Source organism: Sulfurimonas sp. (assembly GCF_028694895.1).
Classification (GTDB): Bacteria; Campylobacterota; Campylobacteria; order Campylobacterales; family Sulfurimonadaceae; genus Sulfurimonas.
The window spans coordinates 1-22,440 of record NZ_JAQVKA010000007.1 but is presented as its reverse complement, the minus strand read 5'-3'; the positions used below and the strand labels follow the sequence as shown (position 1 = coordinate 22,440).

Annotated in this window: 19 protein-coding genes and 4 tRNA genes; 7 read left to right on the top strand and 16 right to left on the bottom strand. The window is 35.5% G+C overall.

The window, feature by feature from the left end:
• Positions 1 to 5 precede the first annotated feature (5 nt).
• The 11 genes from PHI38_RS02090 to PHI38_RS02040 form a co-directional block, all read right to left on the bottom strand.
• Positions 6 to 209 carry a cytochrome c oxidase, cbb3-type, CcoQ subunit gene (locus tag PHI38_RS02090; RefSeq protein WP_299852113.1) on the bottom strand — a complete coding sequence of 68 codons (204 nt, stop codon included), beginning with the start codon at positions 207 to 209 and terminating at the stop codon, positions 6 to 8.
• A 9-nt stretch (positions 210 to 218) separates the two neighbouring features.
• Positions 219 to 911 carry a cytochrome-c oxidase, cbb3-type subunit II gene (gene ccoO, locus PHI38_RS02085; protein ID WP_299852111.1) on the bottom strand — a complete coding sequence of 231 codons (693 nt, stop codon included), beginning with the start codon at positions 909 to 911 and terminating at the stop codon, positions 219 to 221.
• A gap of 15 nt (positions 912 to 926) precedes the next feature.
• Positions 927 to 2,420 carry a cytochrome-c oxidase, cbb3-type subunit I gene (ccoN, locus tag PHI38_RS02080; protein ID WP_299852108.1) on the bottom strand — a complete coding sequence of 498 codons (1,494 nt, stop codon included), beginning with the start codon at positions 2,418 to 2,420 and terminating at the stop codon, positions 927 to 929.
• Between the two features lie 222 nt (positions 2,421 to 2,642).
• Entirely contained in the window at positions 2,643 to 3,788 is a 1,146-nt protein-coding gene (gene carA, locus PHI38_RS02075; protein ID WP_299852105.1) for a glutamine-hydrolyzing carbamoyl-phosphate synthase small subunit, read from the bottom strand.
• A gap of 1 nt (position 3,789) precedes the next feature.
• Positions 3,790 to 4,341: a DUF507 family protein gene (locus PHI38_RS02070; RefSeq protein ID WP_299852102.1), complete on the bottom strand. Its 552-nt coding sequence runs from the start codon at positions 4,339 to 4,341 to the stop codon at positions 3,790 to 3,792.
• 64 nt (positions 4,342 to 4,405) lie between these two features.
• Complete coding sequence (locus tag PHI38_RS02065; protein ID WP_299852098.1) at positions 4,406 to 6,277, bottom strand: bifunctional diguanylate cyclase/phosphodiesterase; 1,872 nt, start codon at positions 6,275 to 6,277, stop codon at positions 4,406 to 4,408.
• A gap of 60 nt (positions 6,278 to 6,337) precedes the next feature.
• Positions 6,338 to 6,847, bottom strand: coding sequence for a PDP protein (locus tag PHI38_RS02060; protein ID WP_299852095.1), 510 nt, complete (start codon positions 6,845 to 6,847; stop codon positions 6,338 to 6,340).
• Positions 6,844 to 7,263: a flagellar export protein FliJ gene (locus PHI38_RS02055; protein ID WP_299852092.1), complete on the bottom strand. Its 420-nt coding sequence runs from the start codon at positions 7,261 to 7,263 to the stop codon at positions 6,844 to 6,846. The genes PHI38_RS02060 and PHI38_RS02055 overlap by 4 nt, the downstream gene beginning before the upstream one ends.
• Positions 7,264 to 7,303: 40 nt before the next feature.
• Positions 7,304 to 8,554 carry an adenylosuccinate synthase gene (locus PHI38_RS02050; RefSeq protein WP_299852089.1) on the bottom strand — a complete coding sequence of 417 codons (1,251 nt, stop codon included), beginning with the start codon at positions 8,552 to 8,554 and terminating at the stop codon, positions 7,304 to 7,306.
• A gap of 9 nt (positions 8,555 to 8,563) precedes the next feature.
• Entirely contained in the window at positions 8,564 to 9,412 is an 849-nt protein-coding gene (locus PHI38_RS02045) for an ATP phosphoribosyltransferase regulatory subunit (protein ID WP_299852086.1), read from the bottom strand.
• A gap of 3 nt (positions 9,413 to 9,415) precedes the next feature.
• Positions 9,416 to 10,528, bottom strand: a complete 1,113-nt coding sequence (locus PHI38_RS02040) for an alanine--glyoxylate aminotransferase family protein (RefSeq protein ID WP_299852083.1) — start codon at positions 10,526 to 10,528, stop codon at positions 9,416 to 9,418.
• A 272-nt stretch (positions 10,529 to 10,800) separates the two neighbouring features.
• On the opposite strand from PHI38_RS02040, the gene PHI38_RS02035 reads away from it, so the two are divergent.
• Positions 10,801 to 11,571 carry an undecaprenyl-diphosphate phosphatase gene (locus PHI38_RS02035; RefSeq protein ID WP_299852080.1) on the top strand — a complete coding sequence of 257 codons (771 nt, stop codon included), beginning with the start codon at positions 10,801 to 10,803 and terminating at the stop codon, positions 11,569 to 11,571.
• A gap of 132 nt (positions 11,572 to 11,703) precedes the next feature.
• On the opposite strand, the gene rdgB is transcribed toward PHI38_RS02035, so the two are convergent.
• Entirely contained in the window at positions 11,704 to 12,303 is a 600-nt protein-coding gene (gene rdgB, locus PHI38_RS02030) for an RdgB/HAM1 family non-canonical purine NTP pyrophosphatase (RefSeq protein WP_299852077.1), read from the bottom strand.
• Positions 12,304 to 12,412: 109 nt separating this feature from the next.
• Between rdgB and PHI38_RS02025 the strand changes: the two genes are divergently transcribed.
• Together PHI38_RS02025 and PHI38_RS02020 are read left to right on the top strand one after the other, a co-directional pair.
• Positions 12,413 to 13,729: an MFS transporter gene (locus PHI38_RS02025; protein WP_299852074.1), complete on the top strand. Its 1,317-nt coding sequence runs from the start codon at positions 12,413 to 12,415 to the stop codon at positions 13,727 to 13,729.
• Positions 13,730 to 13,736: 7 nt separating this feature from the next.
• The gene (locus tag PHI38_RS02020) at positions 13,737 to 15,506 is read left to right on the top strand and encodes an ABC transporter ATP-binding protein (protein WP_299852071.1); all 1,770 of its coding nucleotides are present in this window, start codon (positions 13,737 to 13,739) and stop codon (positions 15,504 to 15,506) included.
• Here PHI38_RS02020 and PHI38_RS02015 read toward each other — a convergent pair.
• The 4 genes from PHI38_RS02015 to ilvD form a co-directional block, all read right to left on the bottom strand.
• Positions 15,487 to 17,403, bottom strand: coding sequence for a glycosyl hydrolase (locus PHI38_RS02015; RefSeq protein WP_299852068.1), 1,917 nt, complete (start codon positions 17,401 to 17,403; stop codon positions 15,487 to 15,489). The genes PHI38_RS02020 and PHI38_RS02015 overlap by 20 nt on opposite strands.
• A 116-nt stretch (positions 17,404 to 17,519) precedes the next feature.
• Positions 17,520 to 18,011, bottom strand: a complete 492-nt coding sequence (gene infC / locus PHI38_RS02010; protein ID WP_299852179.1) for a translation initiation factor IF-3 — start codon at positions 18,009 to 18,011, stop codon at positions 17,520 to 17,522.
• A gap of 23 nt (positions 18,012 to 18,034) precedes the next feature.
• Positions 18,035 to 19,801 carry a threonine--tRNA ligase gene (thrS, locus tag PHI38_RS02005; RefSeq protein WP_299852176.1) on the bottom strand — a complete coding sequence of 589 codons (1,767 nt, stop codon included), beginning with the start codon at positions 19,799 to 19,801 and terminating at the stop codon, positions 18,035 to 18,037.
• A gap of 60 nt (positions 19,802 to 19,861) precedes the next feature.
• Positions 19,862 to 21,547: a dihydroxy-acid dehydratase gene (ilvD, locus tag PHI38_RS02000; protein WP_299852065.1), complete on the bottom strand. Its 1,686-nt coding sequence runs from the start codon at positions 21,545 to 21,547 to the stop codon at positions 19,862 to 19,864.
• Positions 21,548 to 21,688: 141 nt separating this feature from the next.
• On the opposite strand from ilvD, the gene PHI38_RS01995 reads away from it, so the two are divergent.
• The 4 genes from PHI38_RS01995 (at position 21,689) to PHI38_RS01980 (ending at position 22,111) form a co-directional block, all read left to right on the top strand.
• A tRNA-Gly gene (locus tag PHI38_RS01995) sits at positions 21,689 to 21,763 on the top strand.
• A 45-nt stretch (positions 21,764 to 21,808) separates the two neighbouring features.
• Positions 21,809 to 21,895 (top strand) — tRNA-Leu (locus PHI38_RS01990).
• A 23-nt stretch (positions 21,896 to 21,918) separates the two neighbouring features.
• A tRNA-Cys gene (locus PHI38_RS01985) sits at positions 21,919 to 21,992 on the top strand.
• Positions 21,993 to 22,022: 30 nt separating this feature from the next.
• A tRNA-Ser gene (locus PHI38_RS01980) sits at positions 22,023 to 22,111 on the top strand.
• Positions 22,112 to 22,440: the final 329 nt, after the last annotated feature.

Here is a 22,440-nt window from a genome sequence, read left to right as displayed (position 1 = left end):
CCCTCCTATTTCTCTTTGTCTTCAGATATAGCTGACACTGGAGTATCATCTATATCATCTTTTAGTGCCATATTGCTATAACTCTCATAGTCGACTCCATCAGCATCTTTCTTCTTTGTGTAGAGGTGATATATATAAGAATATAAAACTACTACAAGAAGAAATATCAGTATAAAGTATCCGTAAGCCTGAAATTGTGCAATACTCACTTCTAATCCTTACTTAAGACTGTTCAAATATGCAATCAGTGCAACTATTTCAGGGATTTCTCCACGATTAACAGCATCTTTTACATCTTGATCTTTCATATCTGCAGTAACTAATTTTGCCTCTTCTAGAGCTATTTCATGAGCCTCTGCAAGACTTTGAGCCATCTTTACATTTTTTACAGAACCATCTTTCATAGGCACATCTTGGTTGTAAGGAACTGAGAAGTGTTTAGCTACAGTTAATTGCTCTGCATATGTCGTATCTATATCAGCACTATTTGTAAAGAGCCAAGTATATGCTGGCATGATTGAGCCTGGAACAACACTCTTAGGATCTTTCATGTGATTTTCATGCCAGTCAGTAGTTCTATAGTTACCAACACGCATTAAATCTGGTCCTGTTCTTTTAGAGCCCCATAAAAATGGTCTATCATATGCATATTCACCACTTAGTGAATAATGCCCATAACGATCTGTTTCAGATTTGAATGGACGAACAAGCTGAGAGTGACAAGCATTACAACTGTTTTTAATATAAACATGACGACCAGCCAACTCTAAAGTAGAGTATGGAGCCGTACCGATTACTGGACGAGATGAGTGAGCAAAGTTTGGAAGAATTTCAACCAAACCCGCAAACGCAATCGCTATAAATACACCAACCGCAAAAAAGAACGGATGTTTTTCTAACCAATGAAACATATTTTATCCTTTCAATTAAGCGCCCATAGGCGATGCACTTTGGAGTTCACGCTCTTCAATAGGGCGAGAAGACATAGTTTTATAGATGTTGTATGCGAACATCAAGAAACCAACTAGATATAAAAGACCACCTATACCACGAATAGCGTAGTAAGGGTGTAAAACTGTAACCGTATCAATAAATGAGTAAGCTAAGTTACCAAACTCATCATGAGCACGCCACATCATCCCTTGTGTAATACCTGCAATCCACATAGAAGTAAAATACAGAACAACTCCTAGAGTTTGAATCCAGAATTGTGCTGTCATAATCGCTTTAGAGTAGATTTCACGCTTAAATACACGAGGAGCCATATGATAAAGTGATGCCATAATCATAAATCCAACCCAACCAAGAACACCATCATGTACGTGACCAACAATCCAGTCAGTAAAGTGTGCAATTGCATTAACTGATTTAATAGCTTGAATTGGGCCTTCTAATGTTGAGAACATATAAAAAGTTGAAGCAAGAATCATAAACTTAATTAACGGAGATGATGCAACTTGTTGCCACTCACCCTTCATAGTTAGAAGCATATTGATAGCTGAACCCCATGATGGAAGAATCAATACTATTGAGAAAATAGATGCCATAGTTTGCACCCAATCTGGAACAGTAGAGTATAACAAGTGATGTCCACCAGCCCATAAATAAACAAACATCAAGCCCCAGAAAGAGAGTAATGAGAGTTTATATGAGTAGATAGCTTGACCTGACTCTTTAGGTAAGAAGTAATAAATCATACCAACGATAGGAACAGTAAAACCAAATGCAACAGCATTATGACCATACCACCACTGAACTAAAGCGTCATTTGTTCCTGCATACATTGATACAGAGTGATACCATGCGCCAATTCCACTCTCACCAGCTGGTGATGTAGCGAACATTGTAGGAATTTCCATATTGTTAAATAGATAAAGCATTGCTATACCTAAGAAAGTTGCTATGTAGTACCAAACAGAAATATATAATGATTTTTCACGACGAATACCGATAAGACCAAACATACTCATACCAAAAAGTACCCATACAACAACTACACCAACATCTATTGGCCACTCAAATTCAGCATACTCTTTTGAAGTTGTAACACCTGCAAAAAGTGAAAAAACTGCTGCAGCTACAACTACTATATAGAGCCAAAAATGAAGCTTACCTAGAGTCATAAGTAACTTTGACTCTGCCATTGATACTTTTAAAACACGCTGACCTACATAATACCAAGTAGCAAAAACACCACTTAGCGTAAAGCCAAATATTACTGCATCTGTATGCAGCGGACGAAGACGACTGAAGTTAGTATATTCAGCTAGGCTATCTCCAAGTATTAAGTTTAATCCTGGAAATGCAAGTTGAAATGCTAATATTACACCGATGAGCATACCAACAATTCCCAAAACGATGGTTGTAAGCATAAACATCTTAGCAATTGTATAGTCGTACTCTAATGGACGATTTTCCATATATAGCCTCCTTAAAGATTCAAAGTAATTTCGTTTAATTAACTCAATCTAAAGTTACTAAACTAATCAACTACGACATAGTAACAGTATAAATGTTTAAGAATTCTTAATTATTGCCAAGATTTTGACATTTTTTGTATATTTATCCGCTCTTAACATTATATTAACAAAAGAATGTTATGGCGCAGTCTGTTATTGAAGAAATTAAAGGGGAAAGTGCCCTTATCTTTTAATTAAAGATAAGAACTCATTGAAGATATATCTGCTCTCTTTTGGTCCAGGACTTGATTCTGGATGGTGTTGAACAGAAAATATTGGAGAGTTATTGTATTTTAAACCCTCAATTGTGTTATCAAATAGGTTTGTATGAGTTACCTCTGCAACTTCTACAATATTATCTGGAACATTATAGTTATGATTTTGAGCAGTAATCTCTACCAAACCTGTTTTCATATTTTTTACAGGTTGATTTCCGCCATGATGACCAAATTTTAATTTAAATGTGTCATATCCATGAGCTATTGAGAGGAGCTGGTGCCCAAGACAAATTCCAAATATTGGAACTTTTGCCTCTATGAGTTTTTTTATTTCTCTTTGCTCATCTTTTAACATAAGTGGATCGCCTGGCCCATTTGATAAGAAAACGCCATCTATATCTTTATTGTTATATCTTTTTATAAGTTCATCACCACTAAAGTTGTTTGGAATAACCTCTACGCCAATTTTTGCACTAACAAGCTCATTTAGAATATTTCTCTTTACTCCAAAATCAAAAACAACTACATTTGCCTCTGCCTTTGGTGCATCATCAAATTTAAACTCTCTCTCGTTATATGTTGATTGAGTATGCTTATATGTAACTTTTGTACTTACTTGCTCTATATAGTTAACATGCTCTATTCTTGGGCTACGAAGTAAGATTTTCTTTAACTCATCTTTATCACTAATCTCAGTAGAAGCTATCATCATCATAGCTCCCTCTTCTCTTAACATCTTTGTTAAGTATCTTGTATCGATATCACAAATACCCATAACGTTTTGCTTCTTTAGAAAATCGGAGAGTGATCCCTCTGCTCTAAAATTAGAGTATCTATCTTGATATTTTCTAACTATCATCCCTTTAGCGTGCGCTATTTTGCTTTCCATATCTTCGCTATTAACACCAACATTTCCAATTTCTGGCATAGTAAATGTTACGAACTGCCCTGCATAAGATGGATCAGACATAATCTCTTGATAACCACTCATTGAAACGTTAAAGACGATTTCACCAACAACGGTATCTTCTGCGCCAAAACTCTTAGCCTCTAAAAATGTTCCATTCTCAAGATAAATCCAAGCTTTCTTCGTAAACTGTTCCATGCTCATTTTACTCCATACCTCTTCTAGTTAACTCTTCTTTGTAAATTTTCTCATATAAGATATCAAACTCATCCGTTCCTGGAATATATCTTTTTTTGTATGTTTTAATCTTATCCATAATGATATTGTCAAGTTCAGAAGCTTCAGTAATAAATGATGTAATCGAATTATAGATAATATTTTTAATGCGGTTTTCTGTTACGTCAAAATGGATTAAGTCTTCTTCATAAAGTTCATCAAGTATTTTGTGAGAAATATCAGAATAGCGCTCTTCATAATTTAAAATGATGCCAAACTCAGGAGCTAATTTTTTCTTAATCATAAAGAAGAGTTGTCTCTCATCTACAAGGTTAAACTCTATCTCTTCTTCATTTTCTTCGCATATTTCATGCGTCTTCTCTTCAAGCGCCATCTCTTGCTTAGCATTATGAGAGAGTATTTTTTCTGCCTCTTTTGCTACAGACTCAAGGCCTTTTGTCATTGTGACAACATCACTCTTATTTAGATCAATTGCAATCTTGTTAGCTATATGAGGGATAGTTTTAAGTGATATTTTCATCCGAGGACCTTATATGTATTAAAATAAATTTTGTAATTTTACAATAATTTAGGTTAGATTACCATTAGGAAGAACTTATTTTACTCTTTAAGAAAAACTCTTCAAACTTATCTTTACTAAGAGGCTTTGAAAAATAGAATCCTTGTAATATGTCACATTTTTCATCTATTAAAAAATCTTGTTGTGTTTTGGTCTCTACGCCTTCGGCAACAACTTTTAGTCCTAAGTTTTTGGCAATATTTAGGATTATTTTTACCATGTTAATTTCTTTATTTGGATTATCCAACTCACTAATGAAAGATTTATCTATCTTTAACTCATAGATTGGAATCTGACGCAAATAACTAAGCGATGAGTAGCCTGTACCAAAATCATCCATTGAAAAACGGACACCGCATGATTTGATTTTATTCATTATCTCTATAAGTTTTGACACATCTTCCGCAGCACTCGTCTCTGTCATCTCAAAAATCAGCTTTGAACTAAGAGTAGGAGAAAGATATCTGTTACATAATTCTTTTGCATCATCTACAAATGTGTTACAAAACATCTGTCTCATACTAATGTTTATTGAGAATTGTTCTAAATTTATCCCCTTTTTATCCCACTCACTAAGTGTTTTAAAGCTCTCTTCTAAGATATATTTTCCAAGTTCAATAATAATTCCTGACTGCTCAGCAATGGGTATGAACTCATCTGGCCCAACATTTTTCAGTTGTTCATTATTCCATCTAACAAGTGCTTCACACCCAATGATTTCATCTTTTAAATTTACTTGTGGCTGATAATTTAGTGTTATTTCGCCCTTTTGTATAGCAAAACGAAGAAGTCTCTCTATTTCTAATTTTCTCTCTACTCTAATTGAGAGCTCATTGCTAAAGAGTATTACCCCATCTCTACCTTTTGATTTAGCTTCATACATAGCTATATCAGCTTCTTTTATAAGAGTGGTTGCTGTTATCTTTGGATTATCAATAATACTTACTCCAATGCTGGCACTAATATATAGGTGCTGTGCATCTATTATATAAGTCTGTTTAACTGAATCTAAGAGTTCTTGTGCAAAACTTTGCGCACGCTTTAAACAACTTACTTTATCTTCGTAAGTATCACTAAGCAGACAAAATTCATCTCCACCAAGTCTTGATATATTGCTATGGTTGAGTTTTGCAAGTGTTTTCATTCTATAAGCAACTTCTCTGAGTAGTTTGTCTCCTATATCATGGCCTAGAGTATCGTTTATAGTTTTAAAATGGTCCAAATCTATTAAAAGAAGGAACATGAATTCACCACTGTTTCTTTGCTTCTTTATAGCATCTTTAAGTAGTTCAACAAAGTAGCGTCTGTTCCCAAGTTTTGTTAAGTAATCATGATAAGCTTCAAATTTATTTCTTTGAAGATAAGCATAAGTGTTTCTTGCACCATACAGAAGAACCCATGCAAGAACAATAGTTAATATTGCAATTACATATGCATATAATTTCCCAATAAATAAAAGATATATTGTAACAGGAAGCATGGAGGAAGCTAGTATAAAAATTGCCAGTTTTTTCTCTGAAACAAGGATTGTAGTAGCGACTACAGATACGCCTAGCTGAGTGAAGATAGCTAGATAGTGAAGTTCAATATTATCGCGCATTACATAAACAACAAACATAATTGTCCATGAAGAGAAGTAGGAAAATATAAAATAGCGTAATTTTTTAAGCCAAATCTCTTTTTCTTGAAGTGTTAAGATATAGTCTGAATACTCTCTGTAAAGTTTATAGCCCCAGTATGAAAGCATGAGCACAAACAGATACCATAAAGGCTCAATAATATAAGAAGAGTAAGCAATCCCGATAAGGATATAAGAGGTAGCAGTAGAGATGAATAGAGCAATTAAAACTAATATTTGTCTATGCATAAAATTATAAAAGTTAATATTGCTTAACATTTGAACTCTCTATTTTAAATGGTTTCTGGCTGATTTTATCTTATTTTTCTTAAATCAAACTCACTTACTTAAGAGTTGTGTCAGCTCTGAGGCTTTTTTAGCATCCATTTTACTTAAAATTGTTCCTATTGTTTTTGGCTTAAGTGATGATAAAATGGAAGCCGCTTCTAACGCGTCCATTTCAGATAAAACGTTTGCCGCATTTGATGCTTTCATCTTTGCAAAAGTCTCCGACATCTTAAGCATTTTAATACCTTTTATCTCTTTTAAAATCTCTTCATTTTTCTGAAGCATCTCTTTAGTAGACTCCTCTTTAAGGCTTATTTCACTAAGTGCTTTTGAAATATTTTCCTCATCTTGTGATACTTTTGCCTCTCTTTTTTTTAAGAGTTCTTCTGTTGCTACTTTAAGTGCACTAAGTGCTTGCTTTTGCTCGTCTATTCTCTCTAATTCGATAAGAAGCTCACTTTTTCTAGCTTTAAAAATCTCTGTACACTCAAAAAGTTTATCACTTGTCTCAAGTGCGCTAAGTGGTAGCATCAGCAGTGCTATTAAAAATATTTTTATCATCTTTTTTTTCCCGTATATGTTATCAGAGCAATCTCATCCAAATCTTTTGCCTCTTTAACACTTATCTTTTTTAACTCTGCTTTTATCTCTTGAAGTTCTAAATATTGGAATTTTTCATACTCAATCATATCTGTTTTGAGTTGGGTTTTTGCTTGAATAACTTGATTTTTGGCGAATGCTACCCACCCTTTGTTGTGGTTTATTACTTCTCGCTGGGAAGCAAGGAGTGCTCTTGAGGCAAGCATCTCACTCATACTCCCTTTTTGTGGAGAGTCGACATTTTTAAGAGAGCCATAAGAGAGTTCAAGTGCAGTTGAAGCGCTATTGAGATTAACGTTTGCTCTTTGCATGAACTGTTCGCTACGCTGCATAGCACTTTTTTTAATTTTAACAAGTGGAGTAAATCTGCTTTTCACGATTGTATCCTCCTTTTTTGCCTCTACGAAAGAAGAGACTTTATAAAATTATTGTATCTTCTCTCTCTGGTGATGTAGAGATTATACCAACTTTTGTTTTTGTTATCTCTTCTATAGCTTTTATATACTCTTGTGCCTCTTTTGGAAGTTCACCAAATGTTCTAGCACCTTCTGTTTTATCCCATCCCTTAAATGACTTGTAAATTGGTTTAACATCTTCCAAGTTTGCTGGAAGATAATCAATTTCAACACCATTTAAATCATAAGCTACACATACTTTGATCTCATCAAAACCATCAAGGACATCTAGTTTCATAAGAGCTAGTTCGTCACATCCATTTAAACGACTTGCATATCTACATGCAACAGCATCAAACCAACCGCATCTTCTTGCACGTCCTGTCGTTGTACCAAACTCATGTCCTCTCTGCCCAAGAAGCTTTCCATCAGCACCTAAATCTTCACTAGGAAAAGGGCCATTACCAACACGCGTACAGTAAGCTTTTACGATTCCTATAACTTTGCCAATATCTTTAGCATTTATACCAAGCCCTGTACATGCACCAGCACTAACAGTTGAGCTTGAAGTTACGTATGGGTAAGTTCCATGGTCAATGTCAAGCATCGTTCCCTGCGCACCCTCTAGAAGAACTCTTTTGTTCTCTTTATCAAGTGCTCTCCAAAGAAGCTGTGTTGTGTCTGTAATAAAAGGAGATAGTTTTTGGCTATACCCTTTTAACTCTTCTAACAACTCATTTTTATTTGGTGTTTTAATATCTAAAATTTTAAAAATATCTCTATTTTGCTCAAAATACTCAAGTATGCTATCACAAAGCTTTGCTGGATTTAAAAGTTCTCCAACTCGCAGACCTACACGGTTAATTTTATCCGAATATGCAGGTCCTATTCCTTTACCCGTTGTTCCTATGGCTTTATCGCCTTTAAGTTTTTCACGAGCTTGGTCAATCAAAGAGTGGTAAGATAGATTTAGGTGCGCCTTATCAGAGATAAAGAGTCTTCCCTCAAGCCCTTCAAACTGCACCATCTCTTTGATGATAGACTCAGGAGAGAGAACAACACCATTTCCTATAACGTTTATCGCCTTAGGATTTAAAATACCAGAAGGAATAAGATGAAGCGCGTATCTAACACCATCTACCCAAATCGTATGTCCAGCATTGTGACCGCCTTGGCTTCTACAAACCATATCGTACTCTTTTGCCAATCTATCGACAATTTTTCCTTTGCCCTCATCGCCCCACTGTATGCCAACTATCAAATCTGCTTTCATTTCATTCCTCTATTTTGCTTTCGTCTCTATAAGTACATCTGTGTAAATTGCAAAACCTACAGAACTAAGCTCTAGATTTTTATATCTTCCGCCTCTAGCGTAAACCTCATTTTTATCAATAACTCTAAAAAATAGCTCATCATAATAGAGCATTTTTGCGTAGTATGTAGGTGCTAAAACACTATTTGGGCAACCTATTGCTTCGCATAGATTTTTCATTTTTTCTAACTCAACTTTTATCTTCGAGGGAACAATTTCTAAGAGTTCATCTACTTGTTCTGGATGTTGAAGATAGACAAGTTTCTCTAACCAATCACTCTTTTGAGCTAAAAATTTCTCTATATTTGTATGTCTAAAATCATCAAGAGTTAAATCATCAAATATCTCTACTAAAAGCTTAGGTATCATCATATTTGAGATTTGGATAAGAGGGTAAACTTCTAACACTTTAAAAATCTCTATTGCAATGTTTAAAACTGATGAGAGCTTATCTTCTCCCATAAACTCAACACCAATTTGATACTGCTCTTCTGTAGGATAGCGAAAAACAGGCTGAATATAAAACCACTTTTTATGCTCTGTATTTCTTCCAAGTCTCTTCTCTATGATTCTTACAACATCTATCGTAGAGTCTGCTCTAAGAGAGATAGAGTTATTTTTTTCATCATTTACTTTTATAAGCTCTTTTTCATTAGCTATACTTTTATGTTGATGATATGAAAATATCGGTGTAACTATCTCTTCAAATCCTCTAGAGTACAAAATATCACTAGCAACTTTTTCAATCTCTCTTTTTATCTTAGCACTATTGCCAAAGTAGAGTTTTGAGCCACTAGGAATTTCATGTTCAAGTATCATTATTTACTTGCCAACTTTGAAATATTTTTCATTAAAGACTCTGTTTGCCTCTCCATTGTATGCTCTGCGTCCAAGTTTGCTAAGAGCAAGCTCAACAGAGTTTACAACCCAAGAGACTTCATATGCTGGGATTAACCCCATCTGATTTATACGAAAAATCTTTCCATCTAAGTGATCTTGTCCACCTGCAACGTTTACACCAAAATCAGTTTTTAAAATTTTTCTAATTTTTGATGCATCTTCATCATCAATGGTTGTCATTGAAAGTGCTGGAGTTTTTGGATATACATGTAACCCAATTGCTCTAAGAGAAGCCATTACAGCTTCTGCTCTATTTGCAGTTTCAGCGTAGAGGTTATCAAGTCCACCATTTCTCTCAATAGTCTCTAGTATCTCTAAAAGCCCTATTGTAAGGGTTGTAGCAGCTGTCCAAGCAGTGGTATTTTTTCTTTGAGATTTTATCTCTGTTGCAAGGTTGAAGTAGTAACCTCTACCTTTGCCAATCTTCTCTATGGCAACGTTACTCAAACCTAAGATAGCAAGCCCTGGAGGAAGCATAAGTGCTTTTTGACTTCCAGCGATTAGACAATCAATGTTAGTTATGTCAATCTTTTCAACACCAACAGCAGTAATGCCATCAGCGATTATCATAATGTTTGGATTTAACTCTTTTACAGCCTTAGCAATTGCTTCAACTGGATGGCGAAGACCACCAGCAGATTCACTTATCTGAACTGCAATCGCGTCAATGTTAGAGTTTTCTTTGATAGCTTTTATAACTTCATCAACAGTTACAGCTGTATCCCACTCATTTTTTATCTCAACATTTCCAAGCCCATGAGAGAGAGCGATTTTTCCAAATCTCTCGCCAAATTTACCTGAGTTAACATTTAAAAGAGTGTTGTGAGTAAGGTTGATAACAGCTGCTTCCATAGCACCTGTACCGCTTGATGAGAGCATAACTACCTCATCGCTGCCAAAAAGATTAAAAAGATGTTTTCTTGTCTTTTCGAAAATAGCTTCAAATTCAGGTGTGCGGTGGTGCATAGTCTCATCACTCATCGCATTACGAACATTTTGAGGTACAGGAGTAGGTCCAGGCGTGAAAAGTAACATGTGAGAGTTCCTAATATATTATAATTTAAAACCTCGCATTATATCAAAATAACCTAAAGTGACTCTTTACTTTTATTTGATATACGCACTAAAACGAACACGTCCGTTTTAGTGGGAGGGACTAAAGTCCCTTCCAACCCCCTAAAGCTACGAAAACAAGTTTTCGAGAATTATGAACTAGATATCACTCTTTTTACTAAAGTGTATAACATCTATTTTGTGTTAAAATTGTAATAAAAAAATCAAAATTTAACTTTATCAAGGGCTTTTTTATGACCATATTCGATTCTATAATTTTAGGTGCTATTGAAGGCTTTACAGAGTTCTTACCAATCTCATCTACGGGGCATCTTATAGTTGCTAGTGAGCTTTTAGGCCTAGAGCAAAATACCATTAACAAAGCATATGAAGTCATCATACAATTCTCAGCAATATTAGCTGTAATTTTTAACTACAAAGATAAATTTACTCTCAAAAAGATTGATTTATGGACGAAGGTTTTTATCGCTTTTTTACCCTTAGCTATCATTGGTTTTATATTTTCATCTCAGATCAAAGAGCTATTTAGCGTACAAATCGTGGCTATTATGTTTATAATCGGCGGTATTATATTTTTAATTGTAGAGAAGTTTTTTATACATGAAGATGAAAAAACCATTTATGAAGTCGAAGCTATTTCATTTAAACAATCGCTAATCATTGGCTTTGCTCAAATCTTTGCACTAATCCCTGGGACAAGCAGAGCTGGTTCAACTATTATTGGGGCACTTCTTGTTGGTCTTAGCAGAAAGGCAAGTGCTGAGTTTAGTTTTTTACTTGCTTTTCCAGTTATGGGAGCTGTATCTGCATATGATTTGCTTAAACATTACAGAGATTTTAGCGAAGCAAATCTAATCGTTTTAGGTGTTGGATTTGTTACCTCATTTATCGTTGCATATCTAAGCATAAAGCTTTTTTTGAAATTTTTAGAGAAGTTTACATTTGTATTTTTTGGGGTTTATCGCATTATTTTTGGTGTAGTTTTACTTTTAATTTTTAACTAAAAATCTTGGAATACTGTTTGCTTATGCTAATCATAAGGAGAGAGTATGAAAACACTAGCTATCTACAAATCAAAACTTACTCTGTTTTTAGAGAGTTTTGAGGCTTCTATTTACAATTTAAGTAAAAAAATTTTATAGAGTTTGAAGAATTATCTTTGCTAAACTAAGCGCTTTAGCACGATGAGATATACTTTTCTTGATCTCATCATCCAACTCTGCGAGTGTTTTATCATAGCCTAGGGGAATAAACATAGGGTCATATCCAAACCCTTTATCACCCCTAGTTTCTGTTGTCACATTTCCATACATCCAACCATGCACACTGTACTCATATTTTGGCGTAACTATAGCAATTGCTGCTGTGTAATGAGCAGCTGAGCTATTTACACCCATTTTCTTTACCTCATCAATAAGCTTATAAAGATTATCTTTCTCAGATGCAGCATTTGATGCATATCTAGCACTATAAATTCCGGGTGCACCACCTAGTACATCAACGCTTATGCCACTATCATCTGCTAAAACTACAATATCTTTATACTCATCTTTTTTACTAAGTGCCTTAAATACAGCTCTAGCTTTTATAAGAGCATTGCCTTTAAAGCTATCTGCATCTTCTATGATTTCAAACTCTTCCATTAACTCACTGTAAGGAATAACCTCAAAATCTTTACAAAGTGCTTTGATCTCTTTTACCTTGCCTTTGTTGGAAGTTGCCAATATAAGCGTCATGATTGATTCCTTAGTATTTACTTTAAAGTTACACTTTTTTGCTCGGCAAAGTTTGCATAAACAATCTTTTTATTATAATTGCGAATTATATACTATATTAAGGCACACAATGTTTAAAAAAGTCTTCCCCCTCTCTGCAATTCTTTCGCTGAGATTTCTTGGTCTATTTCTAGTTCTACCTGTTATATCTGTCTTTGCCTTAGAGCTTGAAGGCTCTACTCCTCTTCTTGTTGGTATCGTTGTTGGCGGTTATGCGCTTACTCAAGCAATTTTTCAAGTTCCTTTTGGAACTATGAGTGATAAAATCGGGAGAAAGCCAACTCTTCTTGTTGGTCTTTTAATTTTTCTAGTTGGTTCTATAATGTGTGCTTACTCTACTGATATCTATACACTTATGATTGGTCGTTTTTTACAGGGTGCTGGAGCAATTGGCTCAGTAATTACTGCTATGATTTCTGACTTAGTTGCTGAGGAGATTCGTGGTAAAGCTATGGCCATTATGGGTGCTTCTATCGCTCTTAGCTTTGCTCTTGCAATGGGTCTTGGTCCTGTTATTGGTGCAAAATATGGTGTTGAGTTTCTATTTATATTAACTGCAGTTTTTGCTGTTCTTGCGATAATCTTACTCTTTACAAAAGTACCAACTCCACCAAAGATTAAACATACTTACCACGCAACTACAAAAACATCAGATATTTTAAAAGATCCTAACCTTTTAAATATGATTATTATAAATGCAATGCAAAAAGGTCTTATGACTATCGCTTTTGTTCTTATTCCTATTATTTTAACAAGTGATGCTTTTGCTTGGGAGAAATCAGACCTTTACATGGCATATCTACCTGCTATGGTTTTTGGTCTTGTTGCTATGGGTCCAGCTGCTGTTTTTGGCGAAAAATACAATAAACCAAAAGAGATATTTTTAGCCTCGATTGCTCTTTTTGTTGCTTCATTTTTGATTATGGGTCTTACAACTTCAAGTTTTGTTTTTGTTGTTGGAGTAGTTTTCTTTTTTGTTGCCTTTAACATGATGGAGCCGCTTGTTCAATCAATGATAACAAAGTTTGCAAAAGTACATCAAAAAGGTGCAGCACTTGGTATTTCAAACTCTATCGCATATTTTGCTACATTTATAGGAGGAACATCTGCTGGTCTTCTTTTAGGGATTAGTGACCGTGAGACTATTGGTATCTCTGTTGGCGTAGTTGCTTTCTTATGGTTTTTATGGACACTTAGACTTCAAAATCCAACAAAATATTCTCATCTTTATCTACCTCAAGAAGATGTAGATACTACAAAACTAAAAAACTTAGAGAGTGCCGATATCGCTGAGTGGTATATTAACGATACTGAAAAACTTATCATCGTCAAGTATGTATCAGATGCAATACAAAAAGATGATCTGATATCTCAAATCTCTAAATAGTCTTCTTATGAAAGTAGAGCAAATTACCCTAAAGAGGCTTTTTGCTCTTATTTTACAAAAGAGACCCGCTCTAATATATGGACAACTACTCACCCTACTTGGTATACTAGTAAGCATACCTGTACCTCTTATGCTTCCTGTTATGGTCGATGAGATTCTTTTAGACAAACCAGCTTTTTTTGTAAATAATATAGACTATCTATTTGGCAAAACAACTCCATTTTTCTATATCGCTTTAGTAGCTCTTGGAGTTGTCTTTTTACGCTTTATCTACTATGTATTTGGGGTTATTACAACAAAAATATTTACAAAAATATCAAAACATGTAACCTTTATGATAAGAATAGAGCTCTTAAATCACCTAAGAGCAACCTCTATGAATGAGTATGAAACTATAGGAAGCGGCGCGATTACTGCAAACTTAGTAACAGATGTAAACACTCTTGACACCTTTATCATGAGCAGTGTGAGCCGTTTTGTAGCTTCTGTTTTAACACTTGTTGCAGTTGGTGTGGTAATGATTGCAATTGACCCAATCTTGGGTATTTTGATTTTAATTATTCAGCCTCTTATCATGCTACTTAGTAAAAACATGTCAAAGAAAGTTGGCATACTAAAAAAAGAAGAGAATCAAAAGATTGAGACTTTTCAAAACAATACAGCGGAGACTCTAGAGCTCTTTGGGCAGATAAAAGCGAGTAATAAAGAGTCTTTCTTCTTCTCAAATGCAATCAAAGATGCAAAAGAGATTCAAATAGCTTCAAATGAGTATGGATATAAAAGTGTTGCATACGAGAGACTCTCTTACACTATATTTTTAGTTATATTTGAGCTTTTACGTGCATCTGGGCTTTTACTAGTTGCTTATAGTGATTTGAGTATTGGTATGATGTTTGCCATGTTTGGATATATCTGGTTTATCATGACTCCGGTTCAAGATATCATCTCTATGCAGTATAGCTATGCTTCAGCTTCTGGGGCTATCAAGCGTTTAAACAAAATCCTAGCTTTACAAAAAGAGCATAGTGGTGAGAAAAAGATAGACTCAAATGAGGTAGATATCTCTTTAAAAAATCTCTTTTTTTCATATACAAAAGATAAAGACATACTTCAAGACATATCACTTGATATTAAAGCTGGTTCTAAAATCGCTCTCATTGGAGCTAGTGGAAGTGGAAAAACAACTCTAGCTCAGATTATCTCTGGCTTTTATGAAAAAAGTAGTGGCTCGCTTAAATATAACGGCGAAGATAGTGAAACTTTAGACAAAACTTCTATAAGAGAGAAGATTTTTTTAGTGCTTCAAATGCCAATACTATTTAACTCTACTTTGAGATTTAATATCTCAATGGGAGATGAGAACATAACAGATGAGCAGATACACAAAGCTTTAGAAATAGCAGAGCTCAAAGAGATGGTAAGTGGTATGCCAAATGGGCTAGACACTATCGTAGGTCATCATGGCATCAGACTATCAGGCGGTCAACGTCAACGCTTAAGCATAGCTAGAATGATTATCGCAAATCCTAGCGTTGTGCTTTTTGATGAATCAACTTCTGCACTTGACGTTCACACTGAAGCAAAACTCTATGCATCTATAGTACCGCTCCTTAAAGACAAAACTGTCATCACTATCGCACATAGACTAAGCACTGTAAAAAATGCAGATACTATCTATGTTTTAGACAATGGCAAGATTGTTCAAAGAGGCACACACGCAGAGTTAGAAGATGAAGAGGGGCACTACTTAGAGTTTATCAAGAATCAACTTCTATAGACTTATAAAGCGTAGCTAAAAACACAATTGCTCCAAGAGTGGTATTTCCTAAAACGATAGCTCCAATGGAGGCTATCAAAGCTAAAAAAAGCACCACTTTATCATTTGTAAAATACCCAACAAGCGCCACTATTAAAGCTCCAATACCAAAATATCCAAGATAGATATAAAGTCCTAAAGAGTCTCTGATAGAGCAATACAAAGATGATGACTTATTACCACACTCCAAAATAAGAGCACTATTTCTTAAAAAACCGTATTTCAGTGCCCAAAACAGAGCAAGAGAGAGGATAATATAAATCGTAACTTTTCTTAGCTCGTTATATGAAACCTGCTTAGTTCCTATATATAGCATATAAGCATATCCAAGCGAGATTAGAACCCATATATTTGAAAATAGATTCAGATATGTCTCGTTTATAAAAATAGTAAGCGATGTTAGTAAAATTATTGCAAAAATGATTTTTTCAAATCTGCCAAAGATAAATTTTGTGTATGCTTTTCTATATAAAAACACAAATGAGATAATAGAGATTGCAAACATATAAACTTCAAAGTTTCTATACCTTCCATCAAATGCAAGAGAGAGATTTAAAATAACAACTAAAACAGATGAGATATAAAAAAGAAGCATTAAAAAGGCATCCACACCTCTTGTCTTCTGTGATAAAACATCTTTAACCCCAACAACATAGGCTGCTCTATCATGTGAGATATATGCAACTGTTAAATAATAGAGAGAGAGATGTACACATATAACCAGTGTCGCCCAAATAAACTCCCAGACATCTCTTATGGTAACTCTGTACTGCTCAAGTCCAAGAGTAAATAAAATAGCAAAAAGAGTGTTAAATAGATAAAAAAGAGCTAAGTTTTTTCTGCTTATTTCCTTATTTTTTAGAACTAGAGAGAAGAGTAATACAAGAGTGATTGAGCCAAACATCAAAATTTTGTAGTTTGAAAAGTTTGATACCTCTGAACTTAGAACTCCTTTATCAACTCTATCTTTATCAAAAAGTCCCCAGAAGCCCCCAACTGCGCCCTCACTTACTCTTTTCCAAGGTTGATCAAACGCCTCAATAATGTTGTAATCCCAAGAATTTTTATCTGCTAACTTAACAAATTCTCTTATAAAAATAGCCTGATTTATCTTGCTTGGATGCGCATCTTCTCTCATTCTGCCTTCTGATGGCCAGCCAGTTTCACCTATGAGAATATTTTTATCTCCCAAAAGGGCTTCTACTTCGCCCCTTACATCCGCTAAATGACCAATAGATTTTTTTATATTTTTTGGCTCATCTTCCCAGTAAGGCAAGATATGAATTGTCACAAAATCTGTAACTTCTCTTATCTTTGGATGCTTTACCCAAAACTCCCATACATCAGCGTAAGTTACTTTAGTCTCTGGCAGCGCCTCTTTTACTTGTTTGATATAACTCACTAGTTGATTTTCACTTGTGTCCCCGCGAAGAAGGACTTCATTGCCTACTATTACAGCTTTTATCACATCTTGATTTTTACGTACAAGCTCTATAAGTTTATTTATCTCTTTTTGAGTATTGATTTTATCACTGCTGACCCATGCACCCATGTACATCATAAGTCCATTTTCTCTTGCTATCTTTGGAACTATCTCTAGCCCTAGTGTTGAGTATGTTCTTATACAAGAAGTCTGTTTTGCAAGTAGCACCAAATCATTTCTTACCAACTCTTCTGAGACAACAATTACGCCTGAAGAAGTAAGAGGAGATTCATCTTTTGAAAAAGGTGCATAAGAGACACATTGAAGTTTTGAAGATGAAGCACTACTCTCTTTTAAAGTAAAGAATTCTCCAGCTAAAAGCCAAAAAATAACTATTGTTAAGATGCTTAAAGTAAGTGCTGATATTTTTTTCATAAGTAGTATCTTTTGTGCTTTAAATTATAAACGCAATAGTACTCAATTTTTTGATGATTTGTTTTTGAAGATTAAAGCCTCTTGAAAAAGAGGGCTTTATTTTTTAAGGAAATGTATTATTTCTGAGGAACTACGTACATGTTGTAGTAACGGCCTTCAAATTTAGGCTCTTTATCCATCACTGCAACATCTTCTATCATTGTCCAAACTCTTAAAAGAACATCTTTTGCTGATTCTGGGTTAGCCATCTCACGGCCTTTTAAAAATACGCGAAACTTTACATGCTTGCCTTCTGATAAGAACTCTTTAGCATGCTTAACTTTATAGTTAATGTCATTTTCGGCAATTTTCACAGAGAGTTTAATCTCTTTAACATCAATTTTTACTTGATTTTTCTTTTGCTCTTTGAGTTTTCTCTCTTCTTGGTATCTATACTTACCGTAATCCATAATCTTGGCAACAGGAGGTGTCGCATCTGGAGCAATTAAAACTAAATCTAAACCTAACTCATTTGCCTTTTTCATAGCTTCATCAGTTGAGATAATCCCAAGTGATTCTGCTCCATCTACATTACAACGCAACTCTGAAACGCGGATATCGTCATTCATTATGACACGGTCTGTTTTTTTACTCAAAAATTTACCTCATTTATTTTAGTTTGTATAAGAGAGAGAAATTCACTCTCACCTAAGTTGTACTGCTCTCTAGTTCTTCTGTCACGCACGGCAACACTACGAGATGCAACTTCTTCATCACCTATAATCACAAGCATAGGCACTCTTGTTTTCTCTGCTGTTCTGATTCTTTTGTTTAAAGAGTCATTCTTTGAGTAGATTTCACTATCAGCCCCTAAATCAAGCAATTTGTCTGATAACTCTTTGGCATAATCGTTATGCGCAGCGGCAATTGGAACGATTGCTACTTGAGTTGGAGCGATAAACATTGGAAACTCTCCAGCGTAATGCTCTGTTAATATACCAATAAAACGCTCAAAAGAACCTAAAATTGCTCTATGTATCATAACTGGCTGAATTTTGTCATTATTCTCACCGTTATACTCTAGCTCAAATCTTGCAGGTAGGTTAAAGTCCAACTGGATAGTACCACACTGCCACTCTCGCCCAATTGCATCAGTGATTTTTATATCTATTTTTGGACCATAAAAAGCTCCGCCACCCTCATCTATCTCATAAATAAGGCCGTTTTTGTCCATTGCATTTTTTAGTGCCTGTGTAGAAACTTCCCACACATCATCATCTCCAACTGCTTTTTCTGGTTTAGTTGAGAGCATCATTTTATAATTAAACTCAAATGTAGACATGATTTTATCAACAAAATCAACTACTTCAATGATTTGCTCTTCAATTTGATCTGCTCTACAAAAGATATGCGCATCATCTTGAGTAAACTCACGAACTCTGAAGAGTCCATGAAGCGCACCTGTCATCTCATGACGATGAACAACACCATATTCAAAATATTTCAGAGGTAAATCTCTGTATGAGTGCAAGTTTTCTTCGTATATCTTGATATGTCCGACACAGTTCATCGGTTTTACACCAAACTCTATCTCGTCTATATTTGTAAAGTACATGTTTTCGCCATAGTTTTGGTAATGCCCTGATGTTTTCCAAAGATCACTTCTAAGCATCTCTGGGCCTCTTACAGGCTCATATCCACGTTTACGGTGCGCTTTAAAAAGAAGTGATTCAAGTCTTGCACGAAGACGTCCACCCGCTGGAAGCCAGATAGGAAATCCAGCCCCTACTTCTTCACGGAAAGTAAACATCTTCATCTCTGCGCCTATCTTACGGTGATCTCTCTTCTCAGCTTCTGCCATCATGTCAAGATAAGCTTTTAAAGACTCTTTATCTGCGAATGCTATACCATATATACGAGTTAGCATCTCATTTTTAGAGTCTCCTCCAAGATAAGCACCAGCTATTTTAGTAAGTTTAAAGTGTCTTATAAGTCCAATGTTTGGTAAGTGTGGGCCGCGACATAGGTCTTCAAACTCGCCTTGCTTGTATATCGATACTCTATCACTTTTGATGCGTTGCATAACTGAGAGTTTTAGATGGTCGTCTTTAAACTTCTCTTTTGCTTCATCCATAGAGATTTCATACTTTTGTATCTCGTATTTTTTCTTAGCAAGAGACAACATCTCTTTTTCAATGTTTTTTAAATCACCCTCACCAATCTCGCTAGAAGTTTTAAAGTCATAGTAAAACCCCTCTTTTACATTTGGTCCAACAAAAAACTTAGCATCAGGATAGAGAGATTTTATAGCTTGAGCCATAAGATGAGCGGTTGAATGTCTTAAAACATTTAAAGACTCTTCAGAGTTATCAAGATGTATCTGCTCTCCTTCAAACCCACACTCTTTGGCAGTTTGCATGTCGATAATTTCACCATTATGTTTTATTGCTATTGCATCCAAAATATCTTCCTATCTTTCTTAAAGTTCAGTTTTTAAAATTGCGCCGTTTGAAGCGTTTGAGACTAAAAGCTGATAACGCTTTAGCCATTTTGATTTAACCTCATTTTTGTAAGGTTTATAGTTTGCTTTTCTTTTTGCTATTACATCGTCACTAACATTTAAGCGTAAGAGGTGTTTATCAGTATCTAACTCTATCTCATCACCATCCTCGATAAACGCTATCAAACCACCCTCAGCAGCTTCTGGAGAGACATGCCCGATACTAGCACCCTTTGTAGCACCGCTGAATCGACCATCAGTTATAAGAGCTACGCTATCGCCAAGTCCCATTCCTTGAATAAGTGCAGTAGGTGCAAGCATCTCCTGCATACCTGGTCCACCTTTTGGTCCTTCATAACGGATAACTACAACATTTCCAGGTTTTACTTTATGCTTCATTATTCCAGTAATGGCTTCTGGTTGAGAGTTAAAGCAGATCGCTGTGCCTTTAAATTGTCTCATACTTAGCTCGATTCCGGCAGTTTTTACAACTGCACCCTCAGTTGCTAAGTTTCCAAAAAGGATTGAGAGTCCACCGATTTGAGAGTAAGCATTTTCATTTGTATGAATAATACTTTCATCCAAAATCACTGCATCTTTTATTCTCTCGCCAAGTGTTTCGCCAGTAACAGTAGGGTTATCAAGATAAAGAAGTCCCCCTCTTCTACTTATCTCTTTCATAACCGCATTAACTCCGCCAGCCTTGTCTATATCATCCATATGAACAGTTGTTAATGAAGGAGATATTTTAGCGATGTGAGCGACACTGTCAGCTATCTCATTAATTTTCTCAATCTTATACTCAACGCCAGCCTCTCTTGCAATTGCCAACATATGAAGAACAGTGTTTGAGCTTCCACCCATTGCCATATCTACAACAAATGCGTTGTGAATAGCTTTTTCATTGAGTACATTTTTCAGATTGTACTTGCTATCATCAGCCTTTGCCATCTCAACAATTCTCTTAGCAGCCGCTTTAACCATCTCTATACGTTTTGGTGTCATAGCCAGAACTGTCCCATTTCCAGGAAGAGCTATACCCATGGCTTCACAAAGAGTATTCATAGAGTTTGCAGTAAACATACCAGAACAACTTCCGCCACTTGGGCATGCGTTGCACTCTATCTCATACAGCTCTTCATCTGTCATTTTTCCTTCGGCATGCTGACCAACAGCCTCAAAAGCGGTCGATAAATCGATAGGCGTACCATCTGCTTTATGCCCTGCAGCCATTGGCCCGCCAGAGACAAAAATAGTAGGAACATTAACGCGGAGTGCACCCATAATCATACCTGGGACAATCTTGTCACAGTTTGGGATACAGATAAGTGCGTCAAGTTTATGTGCGTTCATAACTGTCTCTATAGAGTCTGCAATAATTTCACGAGAAGGAAGAGAGTAGAGCATTCCATCATGCCCCATAGCAATACCATCATCGACGCCAATAGTGTTAAATACGAACGGAACTCCGCCCGCTTCACGAATCGCCGCTTTAACTATTTCGCCATACTCATGCAAAAAGAAATGCCCTGGGATAATGTCTATATAACTGTTTGCTATTCCAATGAACGGCTTGTCAAAATCTTCGTCTTTTAGGCCTGTTGCACGGAGTAGTGAGCGGTGAGGTGCTTTATCAAATCCCTTTTTTATAGTATCACTTCTCATAAAAATCCTTTATATATATTTGTTATTTTTCATTATTGATGCGATTATAACATTATTTCTATTTTTTTTTATAAAAACTCTTTACAAACAAAAATAAAGTGGCTATAATTCCGCTCACTTAAAATCAATAAGTGCGTAGATGCGGGAATAGCTCAGTGGTAGAGCACAACCTTGCCAAGGTTGGGGTCGCGAGTTCGAACCTCGTTTCCCGCTCCATTAAATATACAAAATAGAAGATATCCGATATCTTAGAAATACCCTGCCCGGGTGGTGAAATCGGTAGACACAAGGGATTTAAAATCCCTCGCTCGTAAGGGTGTGCCGGTTCAAGTCCGGCTTCGGGCACCATTGTTATAAATTTTTGTTGATCTGGTGCCATCGCCAAGTGGTAAGGCCGCAGCCTGCAAAGCTGCTATCCCCAGTTCAAATCTGGGTGGCACCTCCAATTATTTATAATTACTTCATTTACAAACGTGGATCTTTGGCAGAGTTGGTCGATTGCACCGGTCTTGAAAACCGGCGAGGGTTATACCTCCCAGAGTTCGAATCTCTGAGGGTCCACCACTTTAAAATCCTTTAAAACCTCATAAAATAGGCTTCTAAACAACACTTTAAGCTTACGAAAAAAACTTCATTGTTACCCTATTGCTACCCATCTTTTACAAATTTACTTTTTTCGGTTAAAATTTTTATGTTCAAACTACTATGTTTGACAAAATTGAAGTTCCTACTTAAAAAGTATAAAATGCATGGCACAAAGAGAGAGTGAAGTCATAGTTGACACTTTCGGATTATGCATAATGAATTAAATTAATTAAGATGTAAACTTAGAAGTTTAGCGCAAAACAAGAAGCAGAGTGGTTCTGCATTATATAATAAAAATAAGAAGAGTA